This window comes from Sulfitobacter sp. PS-8MA, assembly GCF_040933935.1.
Lineage (GTDB): Bacteria > Pseudomonadota > Alphaproteobacteria > Rhodobacterales > Rhodobacteraceae > Sulfitobacter.
Genome location: NZ_JBFQYJ010000006.1, coordinates 140,094 through 156,128 on the forward strand (window position 1 = coordinate 140,094; position 16,035 = coordinate 156,128).

The following is a 16,035-nucleotide window of genomic DNA, read 5'->3' on the forward strand; positions in this document are numbered from 1 at the left end:
TATCCGGTTGTCCATTGCACCTGACCGGCTTTTGCCGGAAAAGACCGCCATGGATCTCAAGCTCTCCTCCGTCAGCCATTATTACGGCGAAACGCAAGTCCTGCGGGACATCACGCTCGACATTCCCTCGGGCCAGATCGTCTGCATTGTCGGCCCTTCGGGCTGTGGAAAATCGACCCTGCTGCGGATGTTGGGCGGGTTGGAGCGGCCAAGCGCGGGCCGGGTGCTGCAACTGGGCGACGCGCCTGAGGACTGTCTGAACCCGCTGACCTATATCTTTCAGGATTTCGCCCTGCTGCCCTGGCGCACGGTGCGCGGCAATGTGGCATTGGTGCTGGAAGACCACGGGCTGGGCAAGGCGCAGCGCGACGCGATCATCGCCGATGTGTTGGCGCGCACCAAACTGACCGATTTCGCCGATGCGCTGCCCAAGCAGCTGTCGGGCGGGATGAAACAGCGGGTGGCGATTGCCCGGGCACTGGCGGTGAATCCGGCGGTGATGCTGATGGACGAGCCGCTGAGCGCGCTCGACAGCCAGACCCGCGAGTTGTTGATGGACGACCTTGTGGCGCTCTGGACGCGGCAGCCCTTCACGGCGGTCTATGTGACCCACAACCTCGCCGAGGCGGTGCGGCTGGGGCATAAGATCGTGGTGCTTTCGCGCCGACCGGGGGAACTGCGCGAGGTGGTGGAACTGGACATGCCCTTGGCCGAGCGGCGCCACGGCGACCCGGTGCTCGAAGCCCAGCAGCAACATCTTTGGAGCCTGATGCGGGATGAAGCCGCGGCAGCGGATGCGGAGTTGATCGATGGCTGACCTTACCGAAAGCACAGCGCGCGAGGTCACCTTTCGCGGCGGCGGGTTCCAGCCCGGTCACCGCCGCGGGGTCGGGCTTGCGGTTTTTGTGGTGCTGATCCTGCTGGCCGAATGGGGCACGCGCAGCGGCTTCATCTCGCCCCTGACCCTGCCGCGGCCCAGTGATGTGCTGCTGACCTTTCAAGAGCTTTACCAATCGGGGATGCTGTTCAAACATCTCGTGCCTTCGGTGACGCGTCTGGCGATTGGCGCCTTGATCGGCGCCTCGCTGGGCGTTGGCATCGGGGTCTTGATCGGGTTGTTTTCGCTGGTGCGCGCGGGGCTGGTGCCTTTGGTCGCCGCGATTTTCCCGATCCCGAAGATCGCGCTTTTGCCGCTCTTTGTTATTTGGTTCGGGATTGATGAGGCCAGCAAATACGCACTCATCGCCTTTGGCACTTTCACGCCCACCGTGGTCGCCACCTATGCGGCGGTCGACAATGTGGACCGGGTGCTGATCCGCATGGGGCAGAGTTTCGGTCTTGGCTGGTGGTCCATCGTCTCCAAGATCGTTGTGCCGGGGGCGATGCCGGGGATACTCTCTGGCCTGCGGATTTCGCTGACGATCGCGATCATCCTGCTGGTCGCGGCGGAGATGCTGGGCGCGGAATATGGCATCGGAGCCTATATTCTGCAGGCCGGAAGCCTTTACGATCTGGAGCGGTTGTTTGCAGGGGTTGTCATTCTGTCGCTGCTCGGCGTGGCCGTGTCGGCGGGGGTGGCGGCTGTCGAGCGGCGCGTGTTGAACTGGCGGGTCTGACAGCGCAGCACCCGTAATCCCGTAACACCGGCGCAGGGGAGCGCCGGTGTGCTCGCAAGCGGTGGCTTAATGTTGCATACCATGGGCGGAATGATCCATCTCGCCCTGATGCGCGGCGCGGCGGCTTTCCACGTTGAAGGTGACGTCCAGCGAGCCCGCCTTTTCAAAGGTCAAGGTCGCGGGGATTTTCTCGCCGATCTCAAAAGGATCGCCGCCCAGCCCCATGAACATCACATGCAGCCCACCCGGCTCCAGCACCACGGTTTCGCCGGCGGGCAGGTCGATCCCTTCAACTGGCTGCATACGGGCCACGCCCATGTCGTCGGTGGTGCTTTCGTGCAGGGATACGTCGTCGAAACCATCCGCGCTGATGCTCAGCAATCGGTCTGCGGTGTCGGCGCTGTTGGTGATGCTCAGATAGCCGCCGCCGACCTGCGCTGACTTGGGCGTTTCAAAGGCCATAGGGTGGGTCACGGTGAGGCCACCCAGCGTATAGTCATGGGCGGTAGCGGGCAGGGCAAAGCAGGCGACCAGAGCCGCGGTGTAGAGGGTTTTCATGTCAGTTTTCCGTCGTTTGATTGATTTTTAGGGTCAGAGATCAATCAAAGCTGCGGCGGCCCTCTGGCGGGCGGGGGCGCGGCTGCCGGGGGGCCTGAATGGTGCGGGGCATAGGGGCGGGGGCGCTTGGTCTCGGCGCTGCGGCGCGGGGCGATCAGCATCTCTACCGGCGCCGGCAGGATCACCGCGTTGACGAGCCGGCAGGCCTCACAACCCGATGTGCCGGGCCGGTGGTCCTGCGGGGATCCAGAGCAAAGATCGCTGAGGTCGCCGCCAGCTTGCACAAAGGCCACGAAACTCGGGTCTTGCAGCGGGGCCGCTTGGCTTCGATGCGCAAAGGGGATGCTGGCCAGCGCAAGCGCCAGCAGGAAGGTCAGCATGACCCGGCAGAGAGGAAGGCGCGCCGCAGTGAGCATGGCTTCTGTTAGCCCGCCCTTTTGGCTTTGACCAGCGGATGCCGACGCGCTGCGACGCTATGTCGTCGGCATCTCGAACACCCCGCGCCGTTGCCTCGCAAATTTGTAATTGACAGCGAACTGGTATGCTGGTCTGGTCAACGTACCAGTTCGGCGGCGTAGTTGCCTCCGGCGGGGAGGCTGTATTCCGGGGAGGGGGGTGCATGGGCGAGACGACCATACTAGACATGCACAGTACCTCCTTGGACAAGGTGGCGCATCGCTCTGTGAAAGACGAGGTGGCCGAACGCATCGCGACCTTGATCGCCACGGGCGTTCTGAGCGTCGGTGATGTGCTGCCAAGCGAACGTGATCTGGCGGCGACAATGGGCGTCAGCCGCGAGACGGTGCGGGGCGCTTTGCTGATCCTGTCGACCAAGGGGATCGTCTCGATCGTGCAGGGCGCGCGCACCAAGGTCGTCTCTGGCGATGTCGGTGAGCTGGGCATGTCGGCCCTGTCGAACGGGCGGGTGACGGATTATTCGCTGAAGGACGTGCATGAAGGGCGGCTTATGGTCGAAGCCCGACTGTCAGAGCTTGCCGCCGCCCGCATCGATGCAAAAGCACTGGATGCGCTTTCTGATTTGATAAAGATGCAAGAGAAGGCCACCGATGATCCGGTGAACTTTCTGATCGCGGACCGGGCGTTTCACATCGCGATCTACCAGTCTTGCGGCAATGCGCTTCTGTCCGATCTTGCGACGACGCTTTATTCCTACCAGTTGGACGACCGGCGCCGCGCGATCGGCAAACCGGGCGCCATCGCGCAGAGCATTGCAGACCACCGGCTGATCCTCGCTGCGCTTATGGCGCGGGATGCAAAGGCATTGGCCGCGGCCATGGGCGTGCATGAGCGCCGTATTTACGACAGCACCTGTGAGCTGCTGGCAAACCCCACGAAAGAGGCGAATATATGAGAGTTGCCATCCTTGGCGCCGCGGGCATGATTGGCCGCAAACTGGCGGAACGTATCGCCGCCACAGGCCAGATCGGCGGGCAGGCGGTCGATGCCCTGACATTGGTGGATGTGATCGCGCCCGAAAAACACGCAGCGTTCGCCGGCGCGCAGGATGCCTTTGCAGCCGATCTTTCTGCCCCCGAGGTCGCATCGCAGGTGATCGCGGAGCGCCCCGAGGTGATCGTGCATCTGGCCGCCATCGTTTCGGGCGAGGCCGAGGCGGATATGGAAAAGGGCTACCGCGTCAATCTGGACGGCACCCGCGCGCTGCTGGAGGCGATTGCAAATGTCGATGGCTATTGCCCCCGCGTGATCTTTGCCTCTTCGTTGGCCGTGTTCGGCGCACCGTTTCCGGACAGAATCCCCGATGACTATCACCTGACGCCGCTGACCAGCTATGGCACGCAAAAGGCGATGGGCGAGCTGTTGTTGAACGACTATTCCCGGCGTGGTCTGCTCGACGGTGTGGGCATCCGCTTTCCCACGATCTGCATCCGCCCCGGCAAGCCGAACAAGGCCGCTTCAAGCTTTTTCTCTGGCATTCTGCGCGAACCGCTGAACGGCCAAGAGGCGATCCTGCCCGTGGATGATGACGTGCGCCATTGGTTTGCAAGCCCGCGCGCCGCTGTTGGCTATATCGAGCACGCGGCGACGCTGGACACCGCCCCCATGGGCGCGCAACGGTGCATGACCATGCCGGGCGTCAGCGCCACGGTGGGCGAGCAGATCGAGGCGTTGCGTGCGGTGGCGGGAGACAGCGCCGTGGCGCTGATCCGCCGTGCGCCTGATCCGGCTGTGGCGACGATCGTGGCAGGCTGGCCGCGCGATTTTGAAACGGCACGCGCCTTGTCACTGGGCTTTCGGGCCGAGCAAACATTCGGAGAGATCATTGCGGTCTATCTGGAGGACGAAATGGGCCAGAAGGCTCAGAAAAGTGCCTGAACAGGCACGCCCCTGCGCAGCCGCGCAGGCTACGACAGGACGATTTAACACCTTGGGAGGAACTTACATGAAACATACAATTTTTGCCTTTGCGGGCACGCTCGCCGCATTCGCCGCAACCACCGCCTATGCCGAGCGCAATATCGTCGTTGGCCATTCCCTGTCCGAAGGGTCGCATTACGGCATCGGCGCGCAGGCGTTCATTGACACGCTGACCGAGCTTTCGGGCGGTGAATTCACCGGTTCTCAGGCCCCCGCAGGCCAGTTGGGCGGCGAGCGTGACATGATCGAAGGGCTGCAGATCGGCTCGATGGATGTGGTGATCACCTCGACCGGCCCCTTGGGCAACTTCGTGCCAGAGGTCTATGCCCTCGATCTGCCCTTCCTGTTCCGCGATTATGACCATGCGCGCAACGTGCTGGATGGTGAGATCGGTCAGGAGCTGCTGGAGAAGATCGGTGAGAACCAGCTGGTCGGGCTGGCTTGGTCCGAGAACGGGTTCCGCCATGTGACCAACTCGCAGCGCCCCGTGCGCGCGCCGGAAGATTTGGATGGGCTGAAGCTGCGCACGATGGAAAACAAGGTGCATATGGAGGCGTTCTCGCTGATGGGGGCCGCGCCGACGCCGATGGCATTCCCCGAGCTCTTCACGGCCTTGCAGCAGGGCGTTGTCGACGGTCAGGAAAACCCCGTCACCGTGATCACCGCCTCCAAGTTCTGGGAGGTGCAGGACCATGTCTCGCTGACCGGTCACGTCTATTCGCCCGCGGTTGTGCTGGGCTCGCCCATTCTGCTCGACGGTCTGACGGATGAGGAGCGCGGCTGGTTCATGGAAGCGGCCAAAGCCTCTGCCGCAGCGACCCGTGCAGAGGTGAACCGTCTGGAGGAATCCGGCGTGGCGCTGCTGATCGAGAACGGCATGGACGTGATCACCGACGTCGACAAAGCCCCCTTCGCCGATCTGGCGCAGGCGTCCTACACGATCTACACCGATCAATATGGCCCGGAGCTGGTCGAGCGCATTCAGGCGGTCGAGTAATCGCCCAAGCAGCAGGCGCGGGGACTTCCTGCGCCTGCTGCTGCCTTTTCCCACCACGATAAGGACGTTTCATGCGCTATTTCCTGCGTCTCGAAGACTTCACCACCGGCGTAGCGCAACGCCTGTCCATCGCCTTTCTGGTGATTGCCGCCAGTCTCGCGCTCTATCAGGTGGTCACGCGCTTTGCCTTTGGCGCGCCCTCCACCTGGTCCGAGGTCATCACCCGTTCCGCGATGGTCTGGTCGGTGTTTCTGGGCGTGGCCGTTGCATTCCGGCACGGGGCCATGATCTCGGTCGATGTGATCCAGAATGCCCTGCCGCCGCGCTTGGGCATTGCGGTCTATCTCTTTGCCAATATCGGCTCTTTGATCTTTTTCTCGGTCCTGCTGTGGCAGGGCTATCTGATGACGTTGCGGGTGATCCCGCAAAGCCTGTCGGCCCTCGATATCTCGATCGCTTGGGTCTATGCGGCCTTGCCCGTCGGCTCGGGCTTTATCCTGATCGCTGTGGCCGCCTCGATGGTGCGCGCGGTGCAGGGTGACTGGCTGATCGCACGCAATGCGGAGGACGCAGCATGAACAGCGCACTTGGTTTTTCGCTGGCAATCCTGTTCGTCCTTGGCGTGCCGATTGCCGTGGCCATCGGGCTGGCCTCTGTCATTGGCATCGAGGCGCAGGGCCGTCTGCCGCTGCTGCTGGTGGCGCAGCGCATGTTCACCGGGATCGACAGTTTCCCGCTGATGGCGATCCCGCTGTTTATCCTGGCCGGGAACCTGATGTCGGCGGGCGGCATTTCCCAGCGGCTTGTCGATCTCGCCAAATCGCTCGTCGGCGGCATTCAAGGCGGGCTGGCCTGTACCTGTGTGCTGACCTGTATGCTCTTCGCCTCGGTCTCCGGCTCCTCTGTCGCCACCACTTTTGCGATTGGTGCGATCCTGATCCCGGCCATGGTCAAACATAACTACCCCAAGCCCTTGGCCGCCTCCATTCAGGCATCCTCGGCTGAGCTGGGCGTTCTGATCCCACCCTCCATTCCGCTGATCCTCTATGGCGTCTCGACGGATACGTCGATTGGCAAGCTCTTCGTGGCGGGGCTTGGCCCCGGTGTGGTTGTGGCGGGCTCGCTCATGGCGCTGGTGCTGGTGATCTGCCGGATGCGGGGCATCGGCAAGGATGACGGGATGGACCGCGCCGCCCCCGGTGCGGCGCTCAAATCGGCACTGCCGGCGCTGCTGGTCCCTGTGGTTATTCTGGGCGGCATCTACTCGGGCATTTTCACCCCCACCGAAGCAAGTGCCGCAGCCGTGGCCGCCGCGCTGATCGTCGGGATGCTGCTTTATAAGGAATTGAAAGTCAGCGCCCTGCCGGACATTCTGAAAAGCACGATCATTTCCACTTCGGCGATCATGATCATCATTTCGGCGGCGGCGCTGTTCTCTTTCCTGATCACCCGCTCGGGCCTGCCCAATGAAATCGCGGCATGGTTCAAGGATATCTTTGAAAGCCGCATCGCCTTTCTGCTGGCGGTGAACATCCTGCTGCTGATCGTGGGCATGTTTATCGAAACCTCGGCGGCGATCCTTGTCCTGGCCCCGATCCTGACGCCCATCGCCATGAGCTATGGTGTCGATCCGGTCCACTTTGGCCTGATCATCGTGGTGAACCTCGCGCTTGGGATGATCACACCGCCCTTGGGGGTGAACCTTTTCGCGGCCTGTTCCGTGGCCGACCTGCGGGTTGAAAAGATCATCCCGCAGCTGGTCTGGTTCGTCCTGACCGTCTTTGCCGCGCTGATGGTCATCACCTACGTTCCTGCCATCACGCTCTGGCCGGTCGAATGGGTCTTTGGAGAGTAACCGATGTTGATTGATTTTGTGGGCTTGGGCTCGATGGGGCTGGGCATGGCGGTAAGCCTTGTGAAAGCAGGCCATTGCGTGCGCGGCTTTGATCCGGAAGAGGCGCGGGTTGAGATGCTGGTCGCGCAGGGCGGCAAGGCCTTTGGTGACGCGTCGCAAAAGGCCGATGCGGTGGTCAGCGCGGTGCTCAATGCCGATCAGACGCGGGCGGTGCTCTTTGGCGAACAGGCTGTCGCCCAGCGGCTTCGGCCCGGCGGGGTGATCATTTCTTGCGCCACCGTTTCCCCGGCCTTCGCGGCAGAGATGGAGGCACTGACGGAAGAGGCGGATCTGCTCTACCTCGACGCCCCGATCTCGGGCGGCGCGGTCAAGGCGGCCGCGGGGCAGCTGTCGATCATGGCGGCGGGCAAGGCTGCTGCCTTTGACGCGGCCGCCCCGGTGCTGGAGGCGATGGCGGAAACCGTGCACCGTCTGGGCGATCAGGCCGGGCCGGGCTCGGCCATGAAAGCCGTGAACCAATTGCTCGCCGGGGTCCACATCGCGGCGATGGGCGAAGCGCTGGCCTTTGGCGCGTCGCAAGGGCTGACGCCTCAGCAGGTGGTCGATGTTGTCTCCGTCTCCGCCGGGACCTCTTGGATGTTCGAAAACCGCGCCCCCCATGTGGTAGCAGGCGATTACACCCCGCGTTCCAAGGTCGACATCTGGCTCAAAGACCTCGGCATCGTGACCGAGATCGCGGCATCCGCAGACCTGCCTCTGCCGGTGTCCGCCAACGCGCTGGCGCAGTTCCGCGCGGCCTCGCAGGCGGGCCTGGGCGATGAGGACGACGCCGCCATTGCCAAATATTTCGCCCGCGCGGGCGGTGTTTCCCTGCCGGGAGATCGCTGATGTTGCTGGGCTGTATCGGAGACGACTTCACCGGGTCCAGCGATCTGGCAAATACGCTGGCCAAGGCGGGCATGCGCACGGTGCAATATAGTGGCGTGCCGGATCACCCCGCAGAGGCCGATGTGCAGGCCGCTGTGGTGGCGCTCAAGACCCGCTCCATCCCCGCCGCAGAGGCGGTTGCGCAATCGCTCAAGGCGCTCGAATGGTTGCTGGCGCAGGGCTGCGCGCAGATCTATTTCAAATATTGCTCGACCTTCGACAGCACGGCCAAGGGCAATATCGGCCCGGTGGCCGAAGCCTTGGCCGACGCGCTGGAGGCCCGCGCCGTGATCATATGCCCGGCTTTTCCGGGCACGGGCCGGTCGATCTATCAGGGCCATCTCTTCGTAAAGGATGTGCTGCTGAGCGAAAGCGGCATGCAGAACCACCCGCTGACCCCGATGACGGACCCGGACATCAGACGGGTGCTTGCCGCCCAGTCTAAAGGGCCGGTGGGGCATGTGGACGCGGCCACGGTGCTAACAGGTGCGACGGCCATCCGTGCGCAGCTAGACAGCGAAGCCGAGGCGGGCAGGCGGCTGATCGTCGTCGATGCCCTGCAGGACGCGGATCTGATGCAGATCGGCAGGGCGGCGAAAGGGCTGAAGCTCATCACCGGCGGCTCCGGGGCCGCACTTGGCCTGCCCGCCAATTTCGGCATCGCCCCGCAAGACCGGACGCCGTGGCGCGGTGAGGCGGGGAAATGCGTTATCTTGTCGGGCTCCTGTTCCATCGCGACCCGGGGCCAGATCGCGCAGCACAAGGGCGCGCATCCCTCCATGGAGGTGAGCGCCGACATGTTGTTTGGCGGCGAGATCACCGCCCAATCCGCCGCAGACTGGGCCATGAAGGCCGAGGGGCTGCCGCTGATCTACAGTTCCGCCGACCCGCAGGCAGTGGCCGCAGCCCAAGAAAAATACGGGCGCGCAGAAAGTGCTGAAAAGTTCGAACAGTTCTTTGCCGCAGTCGCGCGGATTGTCACCGCAGAAGGGGTCCGCAAACTGCTGACCGCCGGGGGCGAGACCTCTGGCGCCGTGGTGGAGGGCCTGTCCCTGACCCAGCTTGAGATCGGACCGGAGATCGACCCCGGCGTGCCAGCGCTCCGCGCGGGCGCGGGGCTGGTGCTGGCGTTGAAGTCCGGCAACTTTGGCAGCGTCGACTACTTTGAGAAAGCCGCTCGCATCTTGGACGGAACCGCGCCATGAGCACCGCCCTGCGCGACCAGATATGCCTGCTGGCGAAATCCATGTTTGACCGGGGTTTGACCGGCGGCAGCACCGGCAACATCTCTGCCCGGACCGAAGACGGCGGGCTTTTGGTATCCCCGACCGGCACCAGTTTCGGCAGGCTGGACCCGGCGCGGCTGTCGCATTTCGATGCAAGCGGCAGGCTGATTGACGGCGACCCCCCGACCAAGGAAATGCCCCTGCACAGCGCCTTCTATGACACCCGCAGCACGGCAGGGGCGGTGGTGCATCTGCATTCCTGCCATTCGGTGGCCTGGTCGATGATGCCCGATGTCGATGCCGATAACTTTCTGCCCCCCATGACGCCCTATGCGATCATGAAGCTCGGTCGCGTCAAGCTGCTGCCGTTCTTCCGGCCCGGTGACCCGGCCATGGGCGAAGCCGTGCGGGGATTGGCGGGCAAGAGGTCTGCGGTGATGCTGGCCAACCACGGGCCGGTGGTCGCCGGCAAGGATGTCGAGGCCGCCTGCAATGCCATCGAAGAGCTTGAAGACACGGCGCGTCTTGCCATGCTGATGCACGGCATCCCGGCGCGTATGTTGGACGCCGCACAGGTGCGCGATCTTGTGACGCATTTCGATATTGAGTGGGACGACTGATGCAATTTTCGGCAAACCTGGGGTTTCTCTGGTCGGAGCTGACCTTGCCCGACGCCATTCGCGCCGCGAAAGCGGCCGGGTTTGACGCTGTCGAATGTCACTGGCCCTATGACTTCGATAGCGCAGAGGTCAAAGCGGCCTTGGCCGAGACCGACCTGCCGATGCTGGGGCTCAACACCGCCCGTGGCGATGTCTCGGCAGGCGACAACGGCCTCTCTGCGCTGCCCGAGCGTATCCCCGAAGCCCGCGCCGCGATTGACCAGGCGCTGGCCTATGCCACCGAGATCGGCGCGCACAACATCCATGTCATGGCGGGGTTTGCGCAGGGCGATAAGGCGCATAGGGTCTTTGTCGAAAATCTGGACTACGCCTGTGATCGCGCGGCGCCCGCGGGCATTTCCATTCTGATCGAGCCGCTCAACCGCTATGACGCCCCCGGATATTTCCTGCAAACCACGGCGCAGGCCACGGCGATCATGGCCGAGGTGGGGGCCGCCAACCTGAAGCTCATGTTCGATTGCTATCACGTGCAGCTGATGGAGGGCGATCTCACCCACAAACTGGCGCAGCTGCAAGACCGGATCGGCCATATCCAATTCGCCAGCGTCCCCGACCGCGGCGCGCCGGATCACGGCGAGATTAACTTTGATCATGTCTTTCGCGTGGTCAAAGAGCTTGGGTTTCTGATGCCGCTGGGCGCGGAATATAAACCTGAAGGTGCCACGGGTGATACATTGGCATGGTTACAGAAAGCGCAGCAGATTTAGCGTCGCGCGCTGTGGTGGCGGCTTTGTGATGCAATTGGGTGTTAGACGAAGATTCTTGATGCCCTGCGCTCTCGTCCAAAATTGGAGGAAGGCGGCAAGACGCGACGGCATTGTCAGACGGGGCCCTGACCGTCGGTGAGGCCCTAGTTCAGCAATGCAGGAGAGTGTTGGCTGGGATGGTAGGATTCGAACCTACGGTACACTGTACCAAAAACAGTTGCCTTACCACTTGGCTACATCCCAACACAGGGCGCTAACTAAAGTTCTCTGGCGCGGTGTGCAAGAGCGTTTTTTGAAAATTTAGAGTATTCTTTGCCTGCGATAAAGCAGGGCCGGGTTTGGCGGGGCAATTCGGCAGCTTTTTGCGTGCCGATTGCGGGGGATTTCTTAGGCCTTCCAAGCCCTGCGCGGTTTGGCCGGGGGCGCAAAGGTGCGGACCCCCGCAAGACGGATCAGCCCTGACAGTCCAGCAGCACCGCGCCGCTGCGCTGGCCGGCTTCGACGCGCGCATGGGCTTCGGCGGCCTCGGCCAGCGGCAGGATGCGATCTATGGGGCAATCGAGCGCGCCGTCCTCCAGCGCGTGGTGCAGCCTTGTGATGGCCTGTTCGCGCGGGGCGGGGGGCAGCAGATAGATCAGCAGGATGTCGATCGTGACGGCTTTGAACAAGAGCGGGTAGAACGGCAGGCTGGGGGTCATCTCCCGCGCAGACCCATAGGCGGCGATGCGGCCATTGGGGGCGATGCATTGGGTATCGGTCTCGATGTTCAGGCCGAATTCCGTCTCGACGATGGTCTCTACCGGATTGCCCGCATTGGCATCCAGGACCTGCCGCGCCAAATCGGGGGCGGCGTAGTCCAGCACCGCATCGGCACCCGCAGCATGTAACAGGTCAAAGTCACGCGGGCGGGCGGTTGCGATCACCCGCGCGCCGCCCCATTTCGCCAGCTGCACCGCCAGATAGCCCACCGTGCCGGCACCGCCCTGCACCAGTACCGTCTCACCCGCCACCGCACCGGCGCCAAAGACCGCGTGACAGGCGGTAAGGCCGGGAATGCCCAGTTGCGCCCCGGTTTCAAAGGACACCTCCTTGGGCAGCGGCACCGCCTGATGGGCGGGCAGGGTGATATGGGTGGCGGCGGTGCCAAAGGCGCGTTGCCATTGGCCGTTCCAGATCCAGACCCGCTGGCCGACCCGGCCCGGATCGACGCCCGCGCCCACGGCGGTGATCTCGCCCGCGCCGTCGCTATGCGGGATGATCCGGGGGAAGGGCGGCTTGGTCACGCCGGGGCGGCTGCCGGCGCGGGCTTTGACATCCGAGGGGTTCACCCCTGAATAGCGCAGCGTCACGGAGACTTCGCCGGGCTGCGGTGATGGGGTTTCCATCTCGGTCAGGCGCAGCACATCGGCGGCGGCACCGAAGCTGTCATAGGTAATGGCGTGCATGTCTGGGCTCCCGGGCTTCCTGCTATGCGGGCAGAGTGGCGCAAGCGTGCGGGGCATGCAATCGCGGGGGGCGTAAACGTGGGGCTTAGTCGCGCAGCTCTTCGGCCTCCACCCCCCAGAGCCGGACTTTCGGCGCCCAGCCGGTGTAGCCGCCCGAGCGCAGCTCGCACCATTCCAGCGTGCATTCGCCAAGCCGGGCCACCACGCCGAGTTCCAACCGGGCCACGACAGGCGCTTTCGGGTCGGGCTTACTGTGCAGCGGCAGCATGTCCTGTTCGACCAAGACGGTGCGCACCCCCGATAGCAGCGAATAATGCACCCAGCCGCCCATGCCATCGCGGTCTTCGACCCGGCGCCAATGGCCGTGTTCGGCGGTGATCCGCAGCGGCAGGTCGCGGCGTTTATAGACCCAGTCGATCCGGTGCGACAGAGAGGGGCCGCGGCGCACATTCCCCTCTGACGCTTTCATCGACACGAAACGCGGCAGCGGCAGATTGGTCACGGGGCCGCGCTCTTCGCCAGCGCTGAGCGGCGCGGATGGGGCCAAAAGCAGCAGGGCCAGCATCAGGACGCTGCGGAGGAAAACGGTTCTCATGGGGGTGCCTGCAAGTCGGGTCACTGCGGTGGTCGGTCTGTGCAAATCTGCGGGGTCCTTGCTCTTTTTGCCACGCGAGTTCTTGTGCCTCGTCGCCGCATGGGACACCATGCCCCCGAATTGAGGCGACGCCAAGACCGGGAGAGCAGGCATGTCAAAGAAGCGGTTGAGTGTTGTAGTGACGCGACGGTTGCCAGAGGCGGTGGAAACGCGCCTGTCGGAACTGTTCGACGTGACCCTGAGAGAAGACGACCGCCCGATGACCCGAGAGGAATTGGGCGTGGCGATGCGGCAGGCCGATGTGCTGGTGCCGACGATTACGGATGACATCGACGCCGCGCTGATCACGCAGGCCGGGGAGCGGCTGAAGCTGATCGCGAATTACGGCGCCGGGGTCGATCACATCGACGTGGCCACCGCCCGGCAACGCGGCGTGCTGGTGTCGAACACCCCCGGGGTGCTGACCGATGATACCGCCGATATGACCATGGCGCTGATCCTTGCCGTGACCCGCCGCATGCCCGAGGGCATGGCGGTGATGCAATCGGGCAATTGGGACGGCTGGGCGCCAACGGCGCTGCTTGGCGGGCGCGTCGGCGGGCGGCGTTTGGGCATTCTGGGCATGGGCCGGATCGGTCAGGCCGTGGCGCGCCGTGCGCGGGCCTTTGGCATGCAGGTGCATTACCACAACCGCAAACGTCTGCGCGAAGAGATTGAGGGCGCCCTGGAGGCGACCTATTGGGAGAGCCTTGACCAGATGGTGAGCCGGATGGATGTGATCAGCATCAACTGCCCCCATACGCCCAGCACCTTCCATCTGATGAACGCGCGCCGCCTGGGGCTGATGAAGCCCGACGCGGTGATCGTGAACACCTCGCGCGGGGAGGTGATCGACGAAAACGCCCTGACGCGGATGCTGCGGACGGGGGAGATCAAGGGCGCGGGGCTCGATGTGTACGAACATGGGCGCGAGATCAATCCACGTCTGCGCGAGTTGAAGAATGTCGTGCTGCTGCCGCATATGGGCTCGGCCACGCTCGAAGGGCGGATCGAGATGGGCGAGAAGGTCTTGATCAACATCAAGACCTTTGACGATGGGCACCGTCCGCCGGATCAGGTTGTGCCGTCAATGCTGTAACGCTTTGACAGCCCGGCAGAGCGGCGGGGCCGCAGCGTATTCTATTTGGGAATGAGGGGCGTTGCCCCGCAAACTTCCCAAGTGTTCAGGGCCAAAAAGAGGGGTGGGGACGATGCGTGTGATCTTAACTCTGGGCGGAATGCTGCTGGCCGGGGCGGCTGCGGCGCAGCAGGCGGCGGATGCGGTGGCCCCCGAAGCGGCGGGCGCGGGTGCTGCGGGCTTTGAAGCGATCTCGCCCCAGGTGGCGGCGGCGCTGGCGGCCAAGGCGGCCGGGCGTCCTGTCGAGGCGCAGAACTGGATGGTCGCGGCGGCCAACCCCCATGCGGTGCAGGCCGGGGCGGACGTGCTGGCGCGGGGTGGCACGGCGGCGGATGCTTTGGTGGCGGTTCAGGCGATGCTGGGGCTGGTCGAGCCGCAATCCTCTGGCTTGGGCGGCGGCGCCTTTCTGGTCTGGTATGACGCCGCGACGGGGCAGGTCACCACATTGGACGGGCGCGAGACCGCGCCCTTGGCGGCCACGCCGCGCCTGTTTCAGGATGCCGAGGGCGCGCCGCTCAAGTTCTTTGATGCCGTGGTTGGGGGGCTTTCGGTGGGCACGCCGGGCACGCCCGCTTTGATGGCCGAGGCGCATGCGCGTTGGGGGAATCAGGACTGGCGGGATCTCTTGACCCCTGCGGCGGAACTGGCCGAGGCCGGGTTCACCGTTTCGCCGCGTCTGGCGGAACTGGTGGCGGGGGATGTCGCGCGTCTGGGGCGTGCCCCTGATACGGCGGCCTATTTCCTGCCCGGCGGGGCGCCGATCGAAGCCGGGGCCGTGCTGCGCAACCCGGCCTATGCCGAGACATTGCGCATCTTTGCCGAAGAGGGGCCGGACGCCTTTTATGGCGGGGAGATTGGCAAGCAGATCGTGGCGGCAGTGCAGGGGGCCGATCAGCCGGGCGTTCTGTCGGACATGGATCTGGCGATCTATCAGGTCAAGGAACGCGCGGCGGTCTGTGCGCCTTACCGGGGGCATGAGGTCTGCGGCATGGGGCCGCCGTCTTCGGGCGCCGTTGCGGTAGGGCAGATACTGGGGATGCTCGCGGAGGCCGACCTGTCAGCCGGGCCGCAGGATGCCGAGGTCTTGCGGCTGATTGGGGATGCCTCGCGGCTCGCCTTTGCAGATCGCGGACGGTATCTGGCGGATAGTGATTTCGTCCCCGTCCCGGTGACGGGCTTGCTGGACCCGGCCTATCTGAAAACCCGCGCCGCATTGCTTGAGGGCGATGACGCGCTGCCCGAAGTGACCCCCGGCAGGCCGGCCTTTGACCATGCGCTGAACTGGGCCGATGATCAGGCGATTGAACTGCCCTCGACCTCGCATGTCTCTATCGTCGATGCGATGGGCAATGTGGCGAGCATGACGACCACGATCGAGAACGGCTTTGGCAGCCGGGTCATGGCGGCGGGGTTCCTGCTTAACAATGAGCTCACCGATTTTTCTTTCCGCAGCCATGTGGAGGGGGTGCCGGTGGCCAATCGGGTGGAGCCGGGCAAACGGCCGCGGTCCTCCATGGCGCCGACCATCGTGCTGAAAGAGGGGGCGCCGGTCTTGGCTCTGGGCAGCCCCGGGGGCAGCCGGATCATTGGCTATGTGGCGGGGGCGATCATCGCCCATCTCGATTGGGGGATGGACGTGCAACAGGCGGTGGCCGCGCCCCATGCGGTGAACCGCTTTGGCACCTTTGATCTGGAGGAAGGCAGCGCGCTTGAGCCGATGGCCGGGCCGCTGCAAGAGATGGGATTTGAAACGAATGTGCGGGCGCTGACCTCTGGCCTGCATATGATTGAAATTGGCGAGCAGCTGCGCGGCGGGGCGGACCCGCGCCGCGAAGGGATCGCCTTGGGAGAGTGA

17 protein-coding genes and 1 tRNA gene are annotated in these 16,035 nt (G+C 64.2%); 13 read left to right on the forward strand and 5 right to left on the reverse strand.

Annotated elements, in window-relative coordinates; all coding sequences use genetic code 11:
• Positions 1-49 precede the first annotated feature (49 nt).
• Complete coding sequence (locus AB4M76_RS04595) at positions 50-817, forward strand: ABC transporter ATP-binding protein (protein WP_368440631.1); 768 nt, start codon at positions 50-52, stop codon at positions 815-817.
• On the forward strand, positions 810-1,616 hold the full coding sequence (locus AB4M76_RS04600; RefSeq protein WP_368440632.1) for an ABC transporter permease: 807 nt from the start codon (positions 810-812) through the stop codon (positions 1,614-1,616). Before AB4M76_RS04595 ends, AB4M76_RS04600 begins: the two co-directional genes overlap by 8 nt.
• 66 nt (positions 1,617-1,682) lie before the next feature.
• On the opposite strand, the gene AB4M76_RS04605 is transcribed toward AB4M76_RS04600, so the two are convergent.
• Positions 1,683-2,174, reverse strand: a complete 492-nt coding sequence (locus AB4M76_RS04605) for a copper chaperone PCu(A)C (RefSeq protein ID WP_368440633.1) — start codon at positions 2,172-2,174, stop codon at positions 1,683-1,685.
• Positions 2,175-2,218: 44 nt separating this feature from the next.
• Positions 2,219-2,590, reverse strand: a complete 372-nt coding sequence (locus AB4M76_RS04610) for a hypothetical protein (RefSeq protein WP_368440634.1) — start codon at positions 2,588-2,590, stop codon at positions 2,219-2,221.
• 203 nt (positions 2,591-2,793) lie between these two features.
• On the opposite strand from AB4M76_RS04610, the gene AB4M76_RS04615 reads away from it, so the two are divergent.
• The 9 genes from AB4M76_RS04615 (at position 2,794) to AB4M76_RS04655 (ending at position 10,963) form a co-directional block, all read left to right on the forward strand.
• Positions 2,794-3,546: a FadR/GntR family transcriptional regulator gene (locus tag AB4M76_RS04615; protein WP_368440635.1), complete on the forward strand. Its 753-nt coding sequence runs from the start codon at positions 2,794-2,796 to the stop codon at positions 3,544-3,546.
• Positions 3,543-4,529 carry a D-erythronate dehydrogenase gene (denD, locus tag AB4M76_RS04620; protein ID WP_368440636.1) on the forward strand — a complete coding sequence of 329 codons (987 nt, stop codon included), beginning with the start codon at positions 3,543-3,545 and terminating at the stop codon, positions 4,527-4,529. The genes AB4M76_RS04615 and denD overlap by 4 nt, the downstream gene beginning before the upstream one ends.
• Before the next feature lie 67 nt (positions 4,530-4,596).
• Entirely contained in the window at positions 4,597-5,568 is a 972-nt protein-coding gene (locus AB4M76_RS04625; protein ID WP_368440637.1) for a TRAP transporter substrate-binding protein, read from the forward strand.
• A gap of 71 nt (positions 5,569-5,639) precedes the next feature.
• Positions 5,640-6,146 carry a TRAP transporter small permease gene (locus tag AB4M76_RS04630; protein ID WP_368440638.1) on the forward strand — a complete coding sequence of 169 codons (507 nt, stop codon included), beginning with the start codon at positions 5,640-5,642 and terminating at the stop codon, positions 6,144-6,146.
• Positions 6,143-7,423, forward strand: a complete 1,281-nt coding sequence (locus AB4M76_RS04635; RefSeq protein ID WP_368440639.1) for a TRAP transporter large permease — start codon at positions 6,143-6,145, stop codon at positions 7,421-7,423. Before AB4M76_RS04630 ends, AB4M76_RS04635 begins: the two co-directional genes overlap by 4 nt.
• Positions 7,424-7,426: 3 nt before the next feature.
• Complete coding sequence (gene ltnD, locus AB4M76_RS04640) at positions 7,427-8,311, forward strand: L-threonate dehydrogenase (protein ID WP_368440640.1); 885 nt, start codon at positions 7,427-7,429, stop codon at positions 8,309-8,311.
• A complete protein-coding gene (gene otnK / locus AB4M76_RS04645; RefSeq protein ID WP_368440641.1) occupies positions 8,311-9,555 on the forward strand; it encodes a 3-oxo-tetronate kinase in 1,245 nt (414 codons plus the stop codon). Before ltnD ends, otnK begins: the two co-directional genes overlap by 1 nt.
• Positions 9,552-10,196, forward strand: coding sequence for an aldolase (locus tag AB4M76_RS04650; RefSeq protein ID WP_368440642.1), 645 nt, complete (start codon positions 9,552-9,554; stop codon positions 10,194-10,196). Before otnK ends, AB4M76_RS04650 begins: the two co-directional genes overlap by 4 nt.
• Entirely contained in the window at positions 10,196-10,963 is a 768-nt protein-coding gene (locus AB4M76_RS04655; protein ID WP_368440643.1) for a hydroxypyruvate isomerase family protein, read from the forward strand. The genes AB4M76_RS04650 and AB4M76_RS04655 overlap by 1 nt, the downstream gene beginning before the upstream one ends.
• Before the next feature lie 168 nt (positions 10,964-11,131).
• Here AB4M76_RS04655 and AB4M76_RS04660 read toward each other — a convergent pair.
• From AB4M76_RS04660 to AB4M76_RS04670, 3 genes are all read right to left on the reverse strand, one after another.
• Positions 11,132-11,206: transfer RNA gene (locus tag AB4M76_RS04660), tRNA-Gln, on the reverse strand.
• A gap of 209 nt (positions 11,207-11,415) precedes the next feature.
• Positions 11,416-12,408 carry an NADPH:quinone reductase gene (locus AB4M76_RS04665; protein ID WP_368440644.1) on the reverse strand — a complete coding sequence of 331 codons (993 nt, stop codon included), beginning with the start codon at positions 12,406-12,408 and terminating at the stop codon, positions 11,416-11,418.
• A gap of 85 nt (positions 12,409-12,493) precedes the next feature.
• Positions 12,494-13,003, reverse strand: a complete 510-nt coding sequence (locus tag AB4M76_RS04670; RefSeq protein ID WP_368440645.1) for an SH3 domain-containing protein — start codon at positions 13,001-13,003, stop codon at positions 12,494-12,496.
• A 151-nt stretch (positions 13,004-13,154) separates the two neighbouring features.
• On the opposite strand from AB4M76_RS04670, the gene AB4M76_RS04675 reads away from it, so the two are divergent.
• Positions 13,155-14,141, forward strand: a complete 987-nt coding sequence (locus AB4M76_RS04675; protein ID WP_368440646.1) for a 2-hydroxyacid dehydrogenase — start codon at positions 13,155-13,157, stop codon at positions 14,139-14,141.
• Positions 14,142-14,253: 112 nt separating this feature from the next.
• Positions 14,254-16,035, forward strand: coding sequence for a gamma-glutamyltransferase (gene ggt / locus AB4M76_RS04680; RefSeq protein WP_368440647.1), 1,782 nt, complete (start codon positions 14,254-14,256; stop codon positions 16,033-16,035).